Below are 17,683 nucleotides of genomic sequence, written 5' to 3'. Positions count from 1 at the left end.
AGTTTTGAAGAAAATAGCCCTGTTTTATGGCTCCACCACCTGTTACACGGAAATGGCAGCCGAAAAAATTGTCGCTGAATTCGCTGCCGCCCCCATCGAGCAGGAAATTCCTATGTACAACATTAAGGATACCAGCCTCGCCCGAATGGAAGATTACGATGTTTTAATTCTGGGTATCTCAACCTGGGATTTTGGCGAGCTACAGGAGGACTGGGAAGCACAATGGCAGGACATTGCACAGGTTAACTTATCCGGCAAAATCATTGCCTTATATGGCCTGGGCGACCAAATGGGCTATGCCGACTGGTTTCAGGATGCCTTGGGCATGTTACACGATGAAGTTATTGTGCAGGACTGCACCGTGATTGGTTATTGGCCTAATGAAGGATACGAATTCAACGCTTCAAAAGCGCTCACCGAAGACGGAGAGTTTTTTGTGGGTTTATCGCTGGATGACGAAAACCAATACGACGATACCGAACAACGCATCGCCAGTTGGGTGCAACAAATTCACGCCGAGCTAGCCGACCTGTAATCAGGTTTTACCTGCTCTTTAGCCTTATTCTTCGAATGTGCCTGATCTGACCGGGCTTCGAACACTACAACGACGGGTTGTTGAAATTGCTGTGGGTTCGACTTGAGCTACAGGGATGTAGTGAATGCCGATTTTGCAAGAGCAAAAATCTGCCAGTCGGACAACTATGGTTGAATTTGGCGACGGTGTCTGAATAAATTCAGACCTACAAATACATCCTTGTTGCCAATCTTCAGGTTTTACCTTCTCTTTTGCCTTATCTCGCGAATGGGCCTGAATTGAGCGGACTTTGAACACGGCAACGATGGGTTAATCAACCAAGTTTCATTGAGTGTCATGTTTAAATTTGATGCAGGACTAAATCAGAGCCCGGAACTTACTCCCCTTTACGCGCAATAAACTGCGACATCAGTTAAAACAACGATGAGAGGTATCAGGGATGATAGCTCAATCAATGCCCAGCACAGGGATGTGCTGTCATTGATGGTCGTCGTTGTTCTGATGGCGGAGTTTATGTTTTTGCGCGTCAGGGGCTGCGGGGGATTCTCAAGGGGGGCGCAGCCGCTCACCTTGAGGCGCAGTCGGCGCCCCGACAATAATTCCAATAAGATAACCGTGACTGCATCTTACATAGGTTTCAAAAAGTAACGGTGTCTGAATAAATTCAGACCTACATAGATCCTAAAGCCAAGCTTCAGGTTTTATCTGCCCTTTCGCCTTATTTCGCGAATGGGCCTGAATTGAACGGACTTCGAACACTACAACGACGGGTTGTTGAAATTGCTGTGGATTCTACTTGAGTTACAGGGATGTAGTGAATGCCGATTTTGCAGGAGCAAAAATCTGCCAGTCGGACAACTATGGTTGAATTTGGCGACGGTGTCTGAATAAATTCAGACCTACAAATACATCCTTGTTGCCAATCTTCAGGCTTACCTGCTCTTTCACCTTTTTTCGCGAATGGGCCTGAATTGAACGGACTTCGAACACGGCACCGACGGGTTGTTGAAATTGCTGTGGATTCGACTTGAGCTACAGGGATGTAGTGAATGCCGATTTTGCAGGAGTAAAAATCTGCCAGTCGGACAAATATGGTTGTATTTGGCGACGGTGTCTGAATAAATTCAGCCCTACCAATAACTGCAATTATCAGGCAGCCGTGGCTCATACCTGAGCTTAGCCAGCATCAACTATTAAAGAACCCAAACGTAGCGTCTGCGCTAAGGCTGAAGTTATTATTGCTGGCCAGAGTTTGTAAACCCAGATATTGACGGATCTCGGTCATTACGTGAGCTGGATGAATTATACCTCCCCCCTGCTCATCCGCCTGCCAGGTATTCGGATTAATGGGCACGACATTGTGGCCTTCATCCGTTAAACCCACTGTGCGGTTGGTATAGCCAGCGCCTTTTTCCATCACGATAAAACTGCTAACCGGCCAGTGGTCTTTGCCTTCTCCGTCATTGTAATTGGGGGTACGGCCAAAATCAGAGCCGATAACGACCACCAGTCTGTCGGCAATCCCCTGAGCCTCTGCGTAGGTCCACAGAAAATCAATACTGCGGGCCAGTTCAGTAAATAACCAGCTGTGCTGTGCATCGTGATTTTCATGGGTGTCGTATCCGCCCATTACCAAATCGGCGGTCACACACACACCGGAACTCATAGCCAGAATGGCAATTTGCGCTTGGCGACTCAATGATGACCACAGAAAATTGCCGTCAGTGACGGTTTCCTGCAACTCACCGACATTGGCCAAAGCACTGGAAAACTGCGACAGAATACTGGAGTTTTGCACCGCAGCATCAAAGTTGTTGCGATTGCGTTGTTGTAAACTAGTGAGGTTTTGGCCCTGTCCCAGTTCAGCCAGGCGCTGAGCTTTAAGCGCTTCGATGCGCTGCCAGTCATTGTCGTGCAGATAATTCTCGTCTCCCCATCGGGCTCTGTTGGGGTAAATCACATTGTTAAGCGACTGGATGTTATCCAGTTGCGTGTATCGGGTTAAACCACCTGTGGCAGAGTAACCACCATTGCTGATGTAAGACACTGGTAACCCGGCACCATACTGCGCGGCAAAGAGTGCCGATAAAGAAGGAAATCCCTCCGACAACCGGCCACTCCAGTTGTGCACCACACCAGCAGTATGACTGTTGGTCTGAGCATCAACACCATTGATCACCAACATATCCTGGTAATAGCGGTCAAAAAACCACTGGTTGTTGGCAAAGGGGGCATAGAGCAGGTTACCAGCTTCGCCCGGCTCACCACTGGTGGCCCAGTTATTAATAAATATCTCACCTGGTACGTTCACCTTGGGATCGCAAAAGGATGTCACATCCCATCCGCCATCGGTCTGAATGGTGAGCAAGAATTTGCCACTGTAATCTTCCGGCGCGGCAAACAGATTAAAACTACCCGGTAAAGATGCCGCAACCGAGGTTAACCCCAACGTTTTAAAAAAATGACGTCTATTCATGGTTGCTCTCTCTAATCGTGTAAGTATTGATAATCGGTCATCAGATAAACCATTACCGCGCGCCATCCGGCTAAAGTGCCGAACGGATCAGCGCCAGCAATCGCTCCGCCCCATTGATCTTCAGTATCCCATTCACTGGTATCAAAATTACAGGTAGTGCCAGTATCCCACTCCCAAATCAGACCACTGCCTGTGCGATTCTGTTTATCGTTCATAGTGTCGGTAAACAGGGTTAACATGCGAGTGATCTCTTGCTCCTGAGGCTCATATTTTTGTCCCCAGAAGCGCTGTGCCAGTTCTACCATTTTGGCTCGTAAGACATCTCCGCTGGGACTGGTTTGCGCCACTGGGTCGGTAACCCCGACACTCATTGCCACATTGGCAAAACCAATCACAGTCTCGTCACCGTCTTCCAGCGCACCATCCTGGTTGTACTCCTGATAATAGGCTTCCATCACCAGGGTATAGTCTCCGGCATTTGCAAATTCCACTTCCAGGGTTACCGAACAATTGCCCCAGAATATACGGTCCGTGGGACGATAGCTGTCCTCAACATTGTTCCAGGTCACATTAGAGCAAATTCCATCCATCGGTGTTCCGGAGACAATATCTAAATCTGCACCAGTCACTGAAAGTACGGCATTGTTCTGACTGTCGTAAATAGACACATGGTCGATGATCAGATCCTGATGTGAGCGTGTTTCTTCCAGCCACATATCGTTGGTATAAGCCAGGCTGATCAGGCTGTTACCGGCATCAACGCTGAAACTTAGTTCGTATGGCTCGCTGTTTTCAGCGCCCAAACCAGAAACTTCAGCGTCAACACCATTTAAAATACCAGGAACAGTGCTGCGCTCAATACCGTTAAATAAACGACGCTCTCCCTGTTCCTCATTAATATCTTCCAATACTGTCGGACAGGAAGCCTCTGCGGCATGGGCAATGGCCACTTTTGCCATCACCGAGGTCATATCTTTAGAACGCTTGGTTACACCAAAGGAATCAATCCCACCGTACATAATATTGTAGTTTCGGGTCCACTCAGTATTTTGAAAGTCGTGGTTCCATTCATCCTGCCAGGGGTTCCACAAAAAGCCGGTCAAAGAGCGGGTTTTTCTCTCTAATTCCTCAGGCGTCAGTAATCTTTCACTGCCCGATAAGGCGAACTGCAAAGCGTCATCGGCCTGTTCAGTTTGCTGCATAACCCTGAACCAGGGACTCATCACCAGATCCGCTAACATCTGACGCAAATTACCGTGCTGGCGAAGTTGTTCTGCAGTTTCTACGATAAAGGCACTTTGCGCGTTGTAGGCATCATTGAGCGCGGTATAATTAACATCCGTGAGAGATTGTGGCGCTGATAAGGGTTCTACCCCAAAAATGGCAGGCCAGAAGAATTTCACCATAGCAATGGCAAAGCGGGAATCATTAGCAATTTGCTGACCCAACCACTGCATGGTATCCACTCCCTGCGGAGCAAGAGTGGCTTCCATACCAGGCGCTAACATATCGCGATACCAGGTATCTCCCTGCTGCCAGAGGCTGTCACCATCTTCAGGCCATTTATAGGTCCAGGGCAGTGAATCTTCGCCCCCCCACTGGTCTTTGTAGTTTCCCCAATCTCCGTAATCCTGATAGGCACCTGCGATAGGATCCAGTGTCTGGTGGCACACGGTACAGTTACTGTTATTCAGTGTTGGGTTATTGGTATCAGACAACGCATCAGGATCCTGAGTGCGCTGAGCAGACTTCTCAATATCAAAATCCAGGAAGTAGTAGTAGGTCCATCTGGAGCGAGCACGGTTGCGGTTAGTGGCCGTTGAGGGATAGCGATTCAGCCAGGCCAAATCATTAAGCACCCCTGAATGTGGCCAATCAATATTGCTGCCTTCACTCAGGATATTTAACCCAAACTGGGTCCACTCGGCATCAAAGCTGTCGTCCTGAACCATAGCCCCGGTCATTTGTCCCGGTGCAAATGTCCAGGCACCTGAACTTTCAGAAATATCTGCCGTACCGCGCAAAGCAGTATTGCTGTAACCGTTAAACATCATGTAATCAGCGGTCACGATTTCTGTGTAAGGACGGTCATTCTCAACGATGTAGGCGATTAACTCAACCGGTGCTCTTGTAATGCCAATTTCCACCCCTCTGCGCCAATACCAGAATCTATCAATAGCTTCCTGTGTTTGTTCTAATCCAGCTTCATAATTGCGATTAGCAATTTCAGGAAAATAACCATCACCTAATACTTCCATGCCTCGCTGAAAGAATTTGTCAGTTAACAGGCGGTCATTAGCCGCGGTAATTAAGAATTGGTGAAAGCCATCACCAGAAAACTGTTCCAGTAATGCATCTCGTAACTCTGCATCGCTGGCATCCGATAAAGCTTGCATTTCATCGAGTTCCGGTACTCGCCCGGTAAGCAACAATGAAGCCCTGCGGAAAGTCAGATCCGCGGATAACATGGCGGTTCCTTGCCAAAAGCCTTCGCCATCGGTGGGTGTATCAGGTTCATTATCAGTATCGTCTTGGTCAGAAATCAGTGCCAGATAGGTTTCAAAGGCCAGATACTCTGTGCTACCCGAAGGTAGTTGTGCACCACCAATATGCCCTAATCCGCCACTGGCTTTAGCCAGGAAATAATCACTGTTAACATCATCCAGCGCTAAAAACTCAGCCAGCCTTTGCTGATTGGTGGCGAGATAGTCAGATGTGGTATCACGCTCAAAAATCAAGCGAGCTAAACCATCCGCAGCACCACCGGAAACGTGACAGGCAATACAGCGGCTTTGCACAATATTGGCTGAGATATTCTGTTGATAATATTCGGAGGCATCAACTTCGGAAGGCTCATCGTCATCGCCATTGGATACCTCTTGACGCATTGCCACTTTTAACGGCCAGGGGGCCAGTGCCGGGATGTCTGAAGCCTGACGTCCAAAGTTAAAACGGTTAATTGAGCCATCTGAGCTACTCAAGTAAATAAACTCACCGGCACCAGGACGACGAATTGCCAGATCGGCCTTGCCGTCACCGTCATAATCAGCAGGCACTGGTATATCTGTAGCTTGTTTGCCAAAAACTCGCTCATAGCGCCATCCCCCCTCAGGATAAACACCAGAACTGTAGTAGATATACCAGGTACCGGTAGCAGGCCTCCAGATTGCGTGATCCGTCAGGCCATCGCCGTCATAGTCGGCAGGCAACTTTAAATCTGTGACTTGTTTGCCCAATACAGTGCGAACCGACTCATTGGTAGAGCTATGACGCACATACCAGGTACCATCACGCCAAATGGCAAAATCGGCCCTGGCGTCGGCATCAAAGTAGCCAATCAACGGAACATCGGTGGCCAAACGACCATAATCCACCTGTTTGAGTTCACCTGTCTCTGAACTTATATAGTACCAGCGTCCTTCGGATGGGCGGCGCACTATCAAATCATCGCTACCATCCCCGGTGCGATCTGCCAGAAAGGGAATATCGCCTTCTTGTCCTAGCTGAATAGTTTCGCGGCTATCGTCGTCGTAACGAATATGCCAGGTACCTGTGCTCTCATACCATACTGCGAAATCAGCGCGACCATTGCCATTGATATCACCTATCAAAGGCACGCCGTCAGTAGCGTCACCTAAACTGGTGCGGGTTAAAATTGCATTATCAACAGGAGATTTACTGTAAAAGGTCTGATTTTCGGGTCGCCAGATAGCGAAATCGGCCACTCCATCACCATCGACATCGGAGCCATAGGTATTTGATGTCACGGCTGCCATCAGTGACACCAGGATCATTCTTACCCAAATTCGTTGATTCACGGCATTTCTCCTGCTTAGCACAACCGTACTGTCTTCAGTAAATCTTATAGCAACTTTATCGTTTATTGAGCAGCGTAGCTGAAGTTAAATGTGAAGGAGTTAACAACAATCGACCATTTATCCCCTTTTTTGACCATTCGTCACTTTTTTTACCGAATCAGCTTCTGTTTTCAGCACACTGAGCATCATCAACTACTTCAAACCACATAGGATAGTATTGCATGACTGACGGTTTTTGCATTGCCTCCGGCAACCACAATCACGAACAAACCTTAGCTACCAACCTGGCGCGTTATCTCCCTCCCTTGCTAGCAGCATTGTTCTTCATGCATTGGTTATTTATGTCTTTTTTACAGACCACCCTGCCATTTCTGTCCATTCCACAACCAGCTCTGCTTCTCTGGGGAAGCCTTGCCGCTGCGGGTTTGAGTATTCATACCAGTTACAACCTTTATACCGAATAACAGCAACGGAGAAATAACTATGTCATCTATCACAGCCTCAAGCGCATTTATCGATGTTTATGCGGCCCCAAAAAGCTTATTCAGCGGATTAAAAACCAGTAAAGGCGTTACCTGGATTGCCCTGTTGCTGCTGCTGGTAGTCACTGCTGGCAGCATCATGGGATTTTATTCCGGCATGAGTGAGCAGTGGATTGTTGATCAGCAAGTCATGCAAATGAGTTTCGAGTCCCAGTCGGAACAGGTAGAAGTAGAAAAATACCTGCTGGAAAATGCTAAGCATACCGGCACCATTGGCGCAATATTCACAGTGGTATTTCAACTGATTTTGTTAGCCATTCTTGCTCTGTATTTCAAGATTGTGGGTATGAAAGAAGAACTGGCCACATACGGTGATTGGTTTGCATTTTCCGTCTGGACGCAAATGCCTATGCTGATAAACCTGTTGGGCTTCTGTGCTTTGTTTATCACTGCCGGTGGCGGGGATCTGTCTATCAATTTGCCCAACTACGCTTCTGTTAACCAATTGTTTTTAAACCTACCTGTGCAGCATAGCTGGTTTCAGTTAAGCGAAGCGCTGAACTTGTTCTACCTATGGAACATCTTGGTGGGTGCCAAAGGGCTGATGCAGTGGTGTCAAATGTCTGCAGTCAAAGCCACTCTGTTATCAGCACTGCCATACGCAGTTGTGTTCTCTTTGTGGGCACTGTTTATTTAGTCTCATAAAAGGAGGAAACGGACCATGAAAAAAGTTTTGATTTTGAGTGCAGTTGTGATCGCCATGGTGGCATTAGTCGCTGGAAAAAATATGGCGGCCAATAGTCAGTCTTTTCAGGTGGAAGTGTCTACGGCCACCGAAGGCTACCTGGCGGATACCGTGCTGGCATCGGGCAACTTTATCTTTAATGAGCAAATCAATATCCGGCCACAGGTATCTGGGCGAGTACAAACCCTGTTTGTGGAAGAAGGTGATACAGTAGAAAAAGGCCAGTTGTTATTGCAACTGGATCCGCAAGCCTTTGAAGCGGAAACCGAAAAAGCCCAGGCAGAGGTTAACGCCAGACAAATTACCATCGAAGCGGCACGGGAAAAACTGCAAAACCTGAACAAACAACTCGCACGCCAAACCCGTTTAATGCAGCAGGGCTTACAGCATCAGCAAGTTATTGATGACTTAACTAACCAGGTGAGCCTGGCGAAGATTGACGTCAGAGTAGCACAGGCAAACCTGCAACAAGCGCAGGCTACATTGAAATTTGTTCAGGATCAGCTGGCCAAAACCAGTTTCCTGTCTCCCATGACGGGCCTGGTATCCAGTCTGGATATCAAACAGGGGGAAACCGTCATTGCTGGTACGACTAACATCATAGGTTCAGACCTGATGACCATCGCAGACCCAAGCGTCATCCTCGCAGAAATCAGAGTGGATGAAGCCGACATTTCCCAAATTGCCTTGCAGCAAAAAGTGGAAATCTATGCCGCGGCCTGGCCAAAACACCCTTTCACCGGGAGAGTGACCCAAATTGGTACCAGTGCCAAACATCACGGCCAAAATCCGGGTCTGTCCTTCAGCGTTAAAGTACGCCTGGACAGCAGTGAGCTGCCGTTGTTCCCCGGTATGAGCTGCCGCGCCGAGATCATCACTTCAGTCGGTGAACAAACTACCAATGTGCCCATTGCCGCGGTGCAATACCATCAGGAGAAGCCGTTTGTTTGGGTGGTAAATCAGGATAACGTATCCCGTAAATCGGTAGATTTAGGCATGGCCTCAGACACCGAACAGGCCATTCACAATGGACTTAAACCAGGCGAGAAAATTGTCATTGGCCCCACCCGTACCATGGGACAATTACAGGAAAACAGTAAAATCGCTGTCCAGGAGAAAAGCTGATGAATCATTGCGAATCGCTTAATACAGACATTATTCAGTTGGCCAATATTGTAAAATCCTATCCTTGTGGCGATGAAACATTCTATGCTCTGAACAACATCAACCTGAATATTCAGCAAAATGAATATGTGGCCATCGTCGGCCCTTCCGGCTCAGGTAAATCCACATTAATGAATCTGTTGGGTTGCCTGGATACGCCCTGCCGGGGCGAATATCAACTGGCTGGAAAATCTGTACAACAGATGCCAGAGGCAGACCTGGCCCAGTTGCGTAACAAGTCTGTAGGGTTCATTTTTCAGAGTTTCAACCTTTTGCCACGTGCCAGCGCCTTGGTTAACGTGATGCAGCCTCTGGTTTACCGCTTTATTCCTCTTAAACAGCGTCAACAAATGGCCATGGAGGCCCTTACGCGTGTGGGTCTAAAAGATAAGGTTCACAACCTGCCCAATCAGCTATCCGGTGGGCAACGGCAACGGGTAGCGATTGCCAGAGCACTGGTAACTCAGCCGGACATTTTGCTGGGGGATGAACCCACAGGCAACCTGGACAGCCAGACAACCCGCGAGGTCATGGCTCTGTTTGATGCGCTGCATCAGGAAGGTCACACCATTGTTTTGATCACCCACGAACAGGAAATTGCTGACCATTGCCGCCGGGTGATCAGACTGGTGGATGGCGCTATTCAATCTGACACACGGAATCACTGACATGCACAATAATTTACTGGCAGTTTACGAAGGCAGCGTTGCAGCATTTAATGCGATTCGCGCTCATGCCATGCGCAGCACCCTGACGACACTGGGCATAATTATCGGTGTGGCGGCAGTAATCGCAGTGGTAGCCATTATGCAGGGCCTCACCAGCAGCATCACCAAGCAACTGGACGATTTGGGTAGTGATGTGGTCACTGTTACCGCCCACACCAACCGTGAAGACATGCTATTGGGCTTTGAAAACCGATTGAGTTATCACGATTTCGAATCCCTTAAAGGTAAAGTTCAAGGGCTGGAGGATATCAGTGTGTCCATGAAAGCTTTTAGTTTTGGTGCTACGGCGCAATACGGACGCAATGTCACCCAAACCCAAATCATCGGCACAGACAGCGCCTACCAGCGGGTGATTCGGATTTATCCCCAGTCTGGACGGTTTTTGTCAGAAAGTGATGATTTACGCCGCCGTCGGGTAGCTTTTGTGGGTGCTACCGTGCTCAAAGAACTAAATATTGAGGGCAACCCGGTTGGCGAATTTATCAGCTTAAACGGCGAGTGGTTTCGCATTATCGGTATTGCCGAGGAACAGGGCACCCTGTTTGGTTTTGATCAGGACAATTACATCATCGCGCCATTTGGCACCTTAAAATCGTTAAGCGGAGAACAGGTTACTGGCAATGTGGATATCATGTATCGCCCCAAAGCCGGTGAGAACGAAGAAGCCATAAAATCCCAGATTCGGCAGATCCTACGCAAGCGCCATAACCTCAGCGGCGAGGAACCCGATGATTTTGAATTTATCAGTGCAGAACGCACCAAATCGCAATTCAATGCCATCACCACATCAGTCACTTTAGTAGCAGGTGGTGTGGTCGGCATCAGCCTATTGGTGGGCGGCATTGGTGTCATGAATATCATGTTGGTGTCGGTGACCGAGCGCACCCGGGAAATCGGCACTCAAAAGGCGTTGGGTGCAACACCGGGTTTTATCATGACGCAGTTTTTAATTGAAGCACTGGTATTGTCCTTGTTTGGTGGCATATTGGGATTATTACTGGGCTATGGCGTTGCCGCCCTGTTATCTCTTATGATCCCCGGCATCTCAGATACCCTGGTGCCAGGTTGGGCCATTGCGCTTTCCCTTGGATTCACTACCGCAATTGGGGTATTGTTTGGCATGGCCCCGGCAATGAAAGCCGCCCGATTAAATCCTATAGACGCGTTGCGATACGAATAATAAAAATGATACGCCCGGCATCAATAAAACATCTGATCAGCACCTACTGGCAAATTAGTCGCGAGTACTCCACGCCCTACTTTATTGCTCAGGTGCTGGTGTTTATCTCCACCATCATCAATATATCGTCCAATATCATGGTATTAGGACTGGACGATTCGCTGGGCGGTATCACCGGCTACATTGCCAGAGGACTGGCGGAAAGTGTCATTTTTCTGATTTTTTGCCACTACATAATACGCGGCTTTCTGAAAACCCAATTTATCCAGTTTAGTTTTAGCTTTGCCAGAACAGCGCGGTTGATTTCGGTATTGATGACAGTCGCGGTGTTACACGTAATTCTGATTTATCACTTTGACTCCTCCAGCTATTTTGGCGATCTGTCTACCGATTCCATGACCATCATGATAGAAGGCAAGGAACACGTTGTTAATTTTTCCGATCCCACTATCTGGGTAATCGCTGGCCTGAATCAGTTTATTCTGTATTTGCTTTGGTCTTTGTTATATATCTTTTGGCACGCCACCAAAAGTAAACGAGAACTGCAGAAACAGGTGCAAGAAGCCCGTATTCAACAGTTAACCAATCAGCTAAACCCACACTTTTTGTTTAATACCCTCAACAGTATCCGCGCCATGATTTTTGAGGACAAAGACAAAGCCGCTGAGCTGGTAACACAACTCAGTGAATTGTTCAGAACACACTTACAGGCCCATTTAAAACCCTCGGCATCACTGGAAGAAGAATGGCGCATTGCCCAGCAATATCTGGATATTGAAAAAGTAAGACTGGAAGAGAGACTGCAAACCAGTATTGATCTTCAAGCCGAAACTCTGAAGCAAAAATTACCGACCTTGCTATTGCTGACTCTGGTGGAAAATGCCATAAAACACGGTATTGCACCGGTGGCTGAACAAGGCTGGCTGACGCTGAAAAGTCAATGTATTAACCCGGACAAATGGCAGTTAACTCTGAGTAACAGTGTCGGCGACTGTGCTCCTTCTCCTGGCACCCAAACCGGGCTGGAGAACACCCGACAAAGATTACAACTGATGTTTGCCGAAAAAGCACAACTGCATGCCACTCAGAGCACTGATAGCTTCAGCATTACCCTGGAGTTGCCCTATGTTTAAGGCTTTGATTGTTGACGATGAACGACTGGCCCGCGCCGAGCTAAAACGGTTATTAGCAGAACACAAAGACACCATTTTGGTTTGCGCTGAAGCCGCCAACGCAAAAGCCGCCTTACAAAAATTAGCAGAGCAAGACTTTGATTTGGTTTTTTTGGATGTACAGATGCCCGGTATGTCCGGCGTTGAACTGGCGCAGCATATCGATTCTGACATTCGATTTATTTTTTGTACGGCCTTTGATCAATACGCAGTGGACGCTTTCGCGCTTAACGCAGTGGATTACCTGGTTAAACCCATTAACCCACAGCGGCTGGCCCAATGCATTCAAAAATTACAGCCCACAAGTCAGGAAAGCGATGTCCACTCCCAGAAAAGTCAGGAAGCCCATTACCTGCCTGACAATCATGGTCTGTTACTTAAATTTGGTGACATTAACCGCATAGTAAAAATCGCCGAAATTGAGCGATTTGAAAGCGTAGGTAATCACTGTGCGGTTTATACCCACTGGGGCAAGTCCTGGGTACACAGCTCACTGTCCAAAGTAGAGGCCCGGCTCAATCCCCAGACGTTTTTTAAAGCCAGCCGCTCTGAATTGGTGCGGGTAGACAGTATAGAACGCATCGAACCCGGTATAAAAACCGGCTCCAGCATTGCATTTTTGCGTTCCGGTGAAGCCATTGAGTTGAGTCGCCGCCAGGCACAACAATTGAAACAGTTATTCAGTGCATTTTAATTAAAGCTCAATTTCCACCAGGACAGGCAAAATAATGGGTTAACCGTCTGAACTCGGTTATGCTATACAGCCATTTCGCAAAACCATCTCAAACAATTACTGTTAAACCATGAATAAAAACAACCCTGTCATTATCACCGGAGGAGCACAGCGCCTCGGTCTTGCAAGTGCCATCGCCCTAAATCAACAAGGTTTTAACGTCGTCATCACCTATCGCCAGGAGCGCCCTTTGCTGGATGAGTTAAAACAGCAAGGTATTGACTGCCTGCAGGCGGACTTTTCTGATAATCAAGGTATTCAGAATTTCATCGAAACGATAAAGCAGCGTTACAGCCAGATACGAGCCATTATCCACAATGCATCCACCTGGTCGAAGGATCCCAAGCCTTATGATGCGCAGCAAGGGGCTGAAATATTAGATGCCATGATGCAGGTGCATGTAAAAGCCCCTCTGTTAATTAACAAAGCGTTAGCCCACCTGATTGAAGACCAGGGCGATATCCTGCACATTACCGATCAGGTAGCCACTATTGGCAGCTATAAACACATGGCTTATGCAGCCTCTAAAGCAGCACTGGAGAATCTGACATTCTCCATGGCTCGTGATTTGGCTCCAGCTGTAAAAGTAAATGCCATCGCTCCGGCATTGATAAAATTTAATGAGTGGGACGATGCCCAATACCGGGAAAAAGCTCTGCAAAAATCACTGTTGGGCATAGAGCCTGGTGAAGCCTGCTTTTCTGAAACAGTCTTGTTTTTACTGCAAAATAATTACATCACTGGTCGGGTAATTCCGCTTGATGGAGGCCGTCACTTAAAACTGCCTTAATTTGCTTTTTGCCGCAAACCAGCTATACATTTCAAGTGGAAAACTTGCAGTAATTGAGTATGGAAAAAGCAAAACTCGCCCGAATCTTAAGAAAAATCCCCCTTTTTAAAAAACTCAGCGAAACTGAAATAGACATGATTTTGGACATGCCCAAAAGTTATGTCAGCTTTCATCAGGGCGAGATCATCATGGAAGAAGGTGAAAGAGACGACGCATTTTATATCCTAATGCACGGCAAGGTATCCATCTGGCGCAATGATGAAATCATAGCTACGGTTGCCCCACCCAACTTTCTCGGAGAAGTGGGCTTTATTGTGGGTGACCCTCGAGTTGCCACCGTCACAGCCGCGGACGATCACGTTGTGGCAATGAAAATCACCTCCTATCACTTTAACTCTCTGAACAGCCACATTCGGGAATGCATCAAGGATAAAATAATAGAGGGTCTGGTTTTACGCCTGAATCAAACCATTGATGCCGCCCGCAAAGGCGGTACAGAACCCTGTGCAAGTTTTGACAAAGTGCTCGATGAGAAATACGCTCGTGGTGAAACCTGGTAAACATCCAGGCAATCTATCTCAAAAATAACAACAAGGAACACTTATGCTAAGGTACCTAACCTTTGGAATTTTATTTTTACACTGCCAGGCAATGGCACAGGATCAGGGCAGACACATTAGTGAAATGCCCAAAGTGCTGTCATTCAAAGAGCGTGTGGCTCCCATCAATGCCATGGTCACAGACCGTCTGGAAAACCTGTTACCCAAGCTAATGAACGAAGCAGAGCTGGACATGTGGCTGGTGATTAACCGGGAATACGGGGAAGATCGCCTGTTTTACACTCTGGTGCCTCAACCCACCTTCGCCGCCCGACGCACCACCATTTTAGTATTTCACCGCCAGCCTGATGGTTCTGTAGAGCGCTTTAGCGTCAGTCGTTACCCCATTGGAGAGCTTTACCCCACTGTCTGGACGGGAGGCACCAAAGCCCAGCAATGGCAACGACTTGCAGAAGTGATTGCAGAAAAAGATCCCAAACGTATTGGCATCAACGTCAGTGAACATTGGGCCCTGTCCGATGGTCTTAGTGTCGGTTTACACCAGCAATTACAACAAGTACTGCCAGAGAAATACCAGCAACGTCTGGTAAGTGCAGAAAAACTGGTGGTGCGCTGGATGGAAACCCGCAGCGAAAAAGAAATACAGGTCTATCCGCAGGTAGTCAGCATTGCCCGAGGCGTTATCGCCGAGGCCTTTTCCAACAAAGTTATCACGCCAGGTGTGACCACCACTGACGATGTTGCCTGGTATATCAGAGAGCGCTTTGAAGCCTTACAGGTTCGCCCCTGGTTTCAACCCTATGTGAATATACAACGTCGTGGTGACGCCACCAGCCAGGAAGATATCTACATGGGTAAATCACCCGGTACTATCTTGCCTGGTGATGTGCTGCATACCGATGTAGGTATCTGTTATTTGCAATTATGTACCGATACCCAGGAAATGGCCTATGTCCTTAAATTGGGTGAATTTGACGTTCCGAAGGGATTACAGCGCGCCCTGCAACTGGGAGTACAATGGCAGGATATTCTCACTGATGCTTTCAAAACCGGTAAAACCGGCAACCAGATCCTGGCCGATACTCACGCTGGCAGCAAAGAACAAGGGATTATAAGTAGTACCTACACCCACCCATTGGGATTTGTCGGTCATGCAGCCGGTCCCACCATTGGCATGTGGGACAATCAGGGTGAAACCCCAATTCGCGGTGACTGGCCCCTTTACCCCAATACGGCGTACGCCATTGAAGGCAATATCAAAACGCAGGTACCTGAATGGGATAATCAGTGGATTCAAATCAAACTGGAACAAAGTGCCCTGTTTGACGGCCAAACCGTCTGGTATCTGGCCGGCAGACAAACCCAATGGCATCTTATCCGTTAGTAAGAATGGGTGATTATTTGCCTGATTGAATTTGGATTAGACACTTTTAAGAGGAAAGTATTTCACCTTGAATTTATTTGATATTCATCGGGGTTTAAATAAAAGCACAGTTCTGCGCTCCTTTTACCGCAATAGCCTGAGTAATCAGAAAAACAACTATGAATTGCAACAAGGAAGTTGCAGCAATCAATGTCAGCACATAGATCTGCTGTCTTAATTTAAACATGACACCCATTCAAACTTTGTTGATCAACCAGTCGTTATCTTGTTCGAAGTCCGGTCAAATCAGGCCCATTCGCGAGATAAGTCGAAAGGGCAGATAAAACCTAAAGATTGGCAACAAGGATGTCTTTGTAGGTTTGACTTCAGTCAAACAACGGTGGTTGATTCAGTTTGCTTTGTCGAACTGAAGTTCGACCTACAGGCTTATGTTTTCTCGCGCCATGGGCAAAAGGGGGTTTTAGGGGCCCCTAAGAAAAATCTTATCAGAGTACTGCACTACCCATGTGATACAGCTGTAAAATTCTGACGCTATCGTTTGAAATGACGAGTGTTAGGTTCCGGAAATCATGGCCAACAAACGCGCATTCATGCTCTCGCCTCAGATTATTTGCCTGATTGAATTAGTAATTTTTGAATAAAAAGGCGCCTTCTGAAATGGCGCCTCTGGTTGTCGGTTATTCTCTGGTTTGAAGAGAAATTAGTACATCGAACTCACAACTCTGAAGTGATATCAGTGGTAATAGTAAATGGCGTCGCCACACTAATGTACCCCGTGACACGCAGGGTGTAAGTGCCAGCCGCATCGGTCCAGAACTGCAAGGTTTCCGGATTATCCAGAGAAGCACTGGAGGCAACTTCTACGCCTTCAGGGTTGACCAGAAAGAAGTCCAAATCTGCCACTCCTGTCCAGTTCAGAGTTGATGTCACGCTCACATCATTGTCAGCAATCTCCAATGGGAACTCCTGCACCTGCAAGTTTTCCACCGACACGCCCATTGTGCCAGCATCGTTTTGCTGCCTTTCGGCAAAGCTTACGTCTGACGCAAGCACCGCGCCGTCGACATCCATACGGTCAAACATCACCCGTTTATTCAGAATACGCACTTGCAGATCGTGAACGCCCTCGCCCAGGTTATCAAAAGCCACGGCTAAATCCTGTGGCGATTCTGAAGAGGCATCGGGATGATACAAAGTTGCAGTGCCCACAGAACGCCCGTCCGATAATAACTCTATCGAAGCCGGTTTATTTGATGTCGCTAAAAAATGTAAACACACTCTGTCACCGCGAACTTTGGCATAAATTGAAGAGTGCGAGTTGCGCGCAAAGTTTACTGTGTCCAGGTAGGCAGAGCTGTGCTGTTTTTCACGCCACTTACCTACATAAGAGAAGTTTTCATTGGCGTTATCCACCTGAATCCAGCTACCCTGACTTGACCAGTCGGTATTTCCTTGTAAAAACGCCAGTCGTTCTCCGGTGGTCACTTTGGCCATATCAATGGCAGCTTTAACATCAATATAGCCGGCACCAACTTCATGAGGTGCGTAATTCATTGGCTCAGCGGTGGCTTTAATAATCTGCTCAATTTGGTCTGGAGACAGGTCCGGATTGACTTCCAACATCAAAGCCGCAACACCTGCGATAAAAGGTGTTGCCATGGATGTCCCGCTAATGGTGCTTGTCCCCAGAGTGCCCCGCTCACTCTGCTCTTGAAAAGGCGAATCCACCCGTCGCAATATCTAGCGACTACTCCACCACATCACAAACGAAAAGTAGGCAATAGCCAAGGCAAAACTGACCAGCGCCCTCAGGGTGAGATCGTGAACATTATTTAACCAATCAGGTGCATAGTCAAAGCATTTCCTGGACCTTACTGTTAGCTTGTGATCATATACTCTCTTTTTGGGAGTTAAAT

The 17,683-nt window shown here is 47.7% G+C and carries 14 protein-coding genes; 11 read left to right on the top strand and 3 right to left on the bottom strand.

Translation table 11 applies throughout. The annotated features are described in order from the left end of the window. The first annotated feature begins 4 nt into the window (after positions 1 to 4). Positions 5 to 535 (top strand): flavodoxin FldB, encoded by a 531-nt coding sequence (fldB, locus tag ACXAD8_RS21225; RefSeq protein WP_475232216.1) that lies wholly within the window; start codon positions 5 to 7, stop codon positions 533 to 535. Between the two features lie 1,186 nt (positions 536 to 1,721). On the opposite strand, the gene ACXAD8_RS21220 is transcribed toward fldB, so the two are convergent. Continuing rightward, complete coding sequence (locus ACXAD8_RS21220; protein WP_475232214.1) at positions 1,722 to 3,011, bottom strand: DUF1501 domain-containing protein; 1,290 nt, start codon at positions 3,009 to 3,011, stop codon at positions 1,722 to 1,724. Positions 3,012 to 3,022: 11 nt separating this feature from the next. Beyond that, positions 3,023 to 6,829 (bottom strand): FG-GAP repeat domain-containing protein, encoded by a 3,807-nt coding sequence (locus ACXAD8_RS21215; RefSeq protein WP_475232212.1) that lies wholly within the window; start codon positions 6,827 to 6,829, stop codon positions 3,023 to 3,025. A 221-nt stretch (positions 6,830 to 7,050) separates the two neighbouring features. Between ACXAD8_RS21215 and ACXAD8_RS21210 the strand changes: the two genes are divergently transcribed. The 10 genes from ACXAD8_RS21210 (at position 7,051) to ACXAD8_RS21165 (ending at position 15,767) form a co-directional block, all read left to right on the top strand. Then, entirely contained in the window at positions 7,051 to 7,293 is a 243-nt protein-coding gene (locus ACXAD8_RS21210) for a hypothetical protein (protein ID WP_475232210.1), read from the top strand. 19 nt (positions 7,294 to 7,312) lie between these two features. Continuing rightward, a complete protein-coding gene (locus ACXAD8_RS21205) occupies positions 7,313 to 8,008 on the top strand; it encodes a YIP1 family protein (RefSeq protein WP_475232209.1) in 696 nt (231 codons plus the stop codon). Positions 8,009 to 8,032: 24 nt separating this feature from the next. Beyond that, the gene (locus tag ACXAD8_RS21200) at positions 8,033 to 9,181 is read left to right on the top strand and encodes an efflux RND transporter periplasmic adaptor subunit (protein ID WP_475232207.1); all 1,149 of its coding nucleotides are present in this window, start codon (positions 8,033 to 8,035) and stop codon (positions 9,179 to 9,181) included. Next, the gene (locus ACXAD8_RS21195; protein ID WP_475232205.1) at positions 9,181 to 9,888 is read left to right on the top strand and encodes an ABC transporter ATP-binding protein; all 708 of its coding nucleotides are present in this window, start codon (positions 9,181 to 9,183) and stop codon (positions 9,886 to 9,888) included. The genes ACXAD8_RS21200 and ACXAD8_RS21195 overlap by 1 nt, the downstream gene beginning before the upstream one ends. 1 nt (position 9,889) lies before the next feature. Continuing rightward, entirely contained in the window at positions 9,890 to 11,128 is a 1,239-nt protein-coding gene (locus ACXAD8_RS21190; RefSeq protein ID WP_475232204.1) for an ABC transporter permease, read from the top strand. A 5-nt stretch (positions 11,129 to 11,133) separates the two neighbouring features. Then, positions 11,134 to 12,261, top strand: a complete 1,128-nt coding sequence (locus ACXAD8_RS21185; RefSeq protein ID WP_475232202.1) for a sensor histidine kinase — start codon at positions 11,134 to 11,136, stop codon at positions 12,259 to 12,261. Beyond that, complete coding sequence (locus ACXAD8_RS21180) at positions 12,254 to 12,994, top strand: LytR/AlgR family response regulator transcription factor (RefSeq protein ID WP_475232200.1); 741 nt, start codon at positions 12,254 to 12,256, stop codon at positions 12,992 to 12,994. The genes ACXAD8_RS21185 and ACXAD8_RS21180 overlap by 8 nt, the downstream gene beginning before the upstream one ends. Positions 12,995 to 13,103: 109 nt before the next feature. Next, positions 13,104 to 13,823 carry a dihydromonapterin reductase gene (folM, locus tag ACXAD8_RS21175; protein WP_475232198.1) on the top strand — a complete coding sequence of 240 codons (720 nt, stop codon included), beginning with the start codon at positions 13,104 to 13,106 and terminating at the stop codon, positions 13,821 to 13,823. A 59-nt stretch (positions 13,824 to 13,882) separates the two neighbouring features. Next, a complete protein-coding gene (locus ACXAD8_RS21170; protein ID WP_475232197.1) occupies positions 13,883 to 14,383 on the top strand; it encodes a cyclic nucleotide-binding domain-containing protein in 501 nt (166 codons plus the stop codon). Between the two features lie 43 nt (positions 14,384 to 14,426). Next, the gene (locus ACXAD8_RS21165; RefSeq protein WP_475232195.1) at positions 14,427 to 15,767 is read left to right on the top strand and encodes a M24 family metallopeptidase; all 1,341 of its coding nucleotides are present in this window, start codon (positions 14,427 to 14,429) and stop codon (positions 15,765 to 15,767) included. 714 nt (positions 15,768 to 16,481) lie between these two features. Here the strand turns inward: ACXAD8_RS21165 and ACXAD8_RS21160 are convergent. Next, positions 16,482 to 17,495, bottom strand: a complete 1,014-nt coding sequence (locus tag ACXAD8_RS21160) for a S8 family serine peptidase (protein WP_475232193.1) — start codon at positions 17,493 to 17,495, stop codon at positions 16,482 to 16,484. Positions 17,496 to 17,683: the final 188 nt, after the last annotated feature.

The organism is Planctobacterium sp. AWH2_060, from assembly GCF_056158425.1.
The sequence above is the reverse complement of the archived record's forward strand: the minus strand, read 5'-3'. Positions and strand labels throughout refer to the sequence as shown.

Coding starts and splice junctions, on each gene's coding strand:
- ACXAD8_RS21220 (WP_475232214.1), bottom strand. CDS start 3,011: ATGAATAGACGTCATTTTTTTAAAACGTTGGGGTTAACCTCGGTTGCG.
- ACXAD8_RS21210 (WP_475232210.1), top strand. CDS start 7,051: ATGACTGACGGTTTTTGCATTGCCTCCGGCAACCACAATCACGAACAA.
- ACXAD8_RS21205 (WP_475232209.1), top strand. CDS start 7,313: ATGTCATCTATCACAGCCTCAAGCGCATTTATCGATGTTTATGCGGCC.
- ACXAD8_RS21200 (WP_475232207.1), top strand. CDS start 8,033: ATGAAAAAAGTTTTGATTTTGAGTGCAGTTGTGATCGCCATGGTGGCA.
- ACXAD8_RS21195 (WP_475232205.1), top strand. CDS start 9,181: ATGAATCATTGCGAATCGCTTAATACAGACATTATTCAGTTGGCCAAT.
- ACXAD8_RS21190 (WP_475232204.1), top strand. CDS start 9,890: ATGCACAATAATTTACTGGCAGTTTACGAAGGCAGCGTTGCAGCATTT.
- ACXAD8_RS21185 (WP_475232202.1), top strand. CDS start 11,134: ATGATACGCCCGGCATCAATAAAACATCTGATCAGCACCTACTGGCAA.
- ACXAD8_RS21180 (WP_475232200.1), top strand. CDS start 12,254: ATGTTTAAGGCTTTGATTGTTGACGATGAACGACTGGCCCGCGCCGAG.
- folM (WP_475232198.1), top strand. CDS start 13,104: ATGAATAAAAACAACCCTGTCATTATCACCGGAGGAGCACAGCGCCTC.
- ACXAD8_RS21170 (WP_475232197.1), top strand. CDS start 13,883: ATGGAAAAAGCAAAACTCGCCCGAATCTTAAGAAAAATCCCCCTTTTT.
- ACXAD8_RS21165 (WP_475232195.1), top strand. CDS start 14,427: ATGCTAAGGTACCTAACCTTTGGAATTTTATTTTTACACTGCCAGGCA.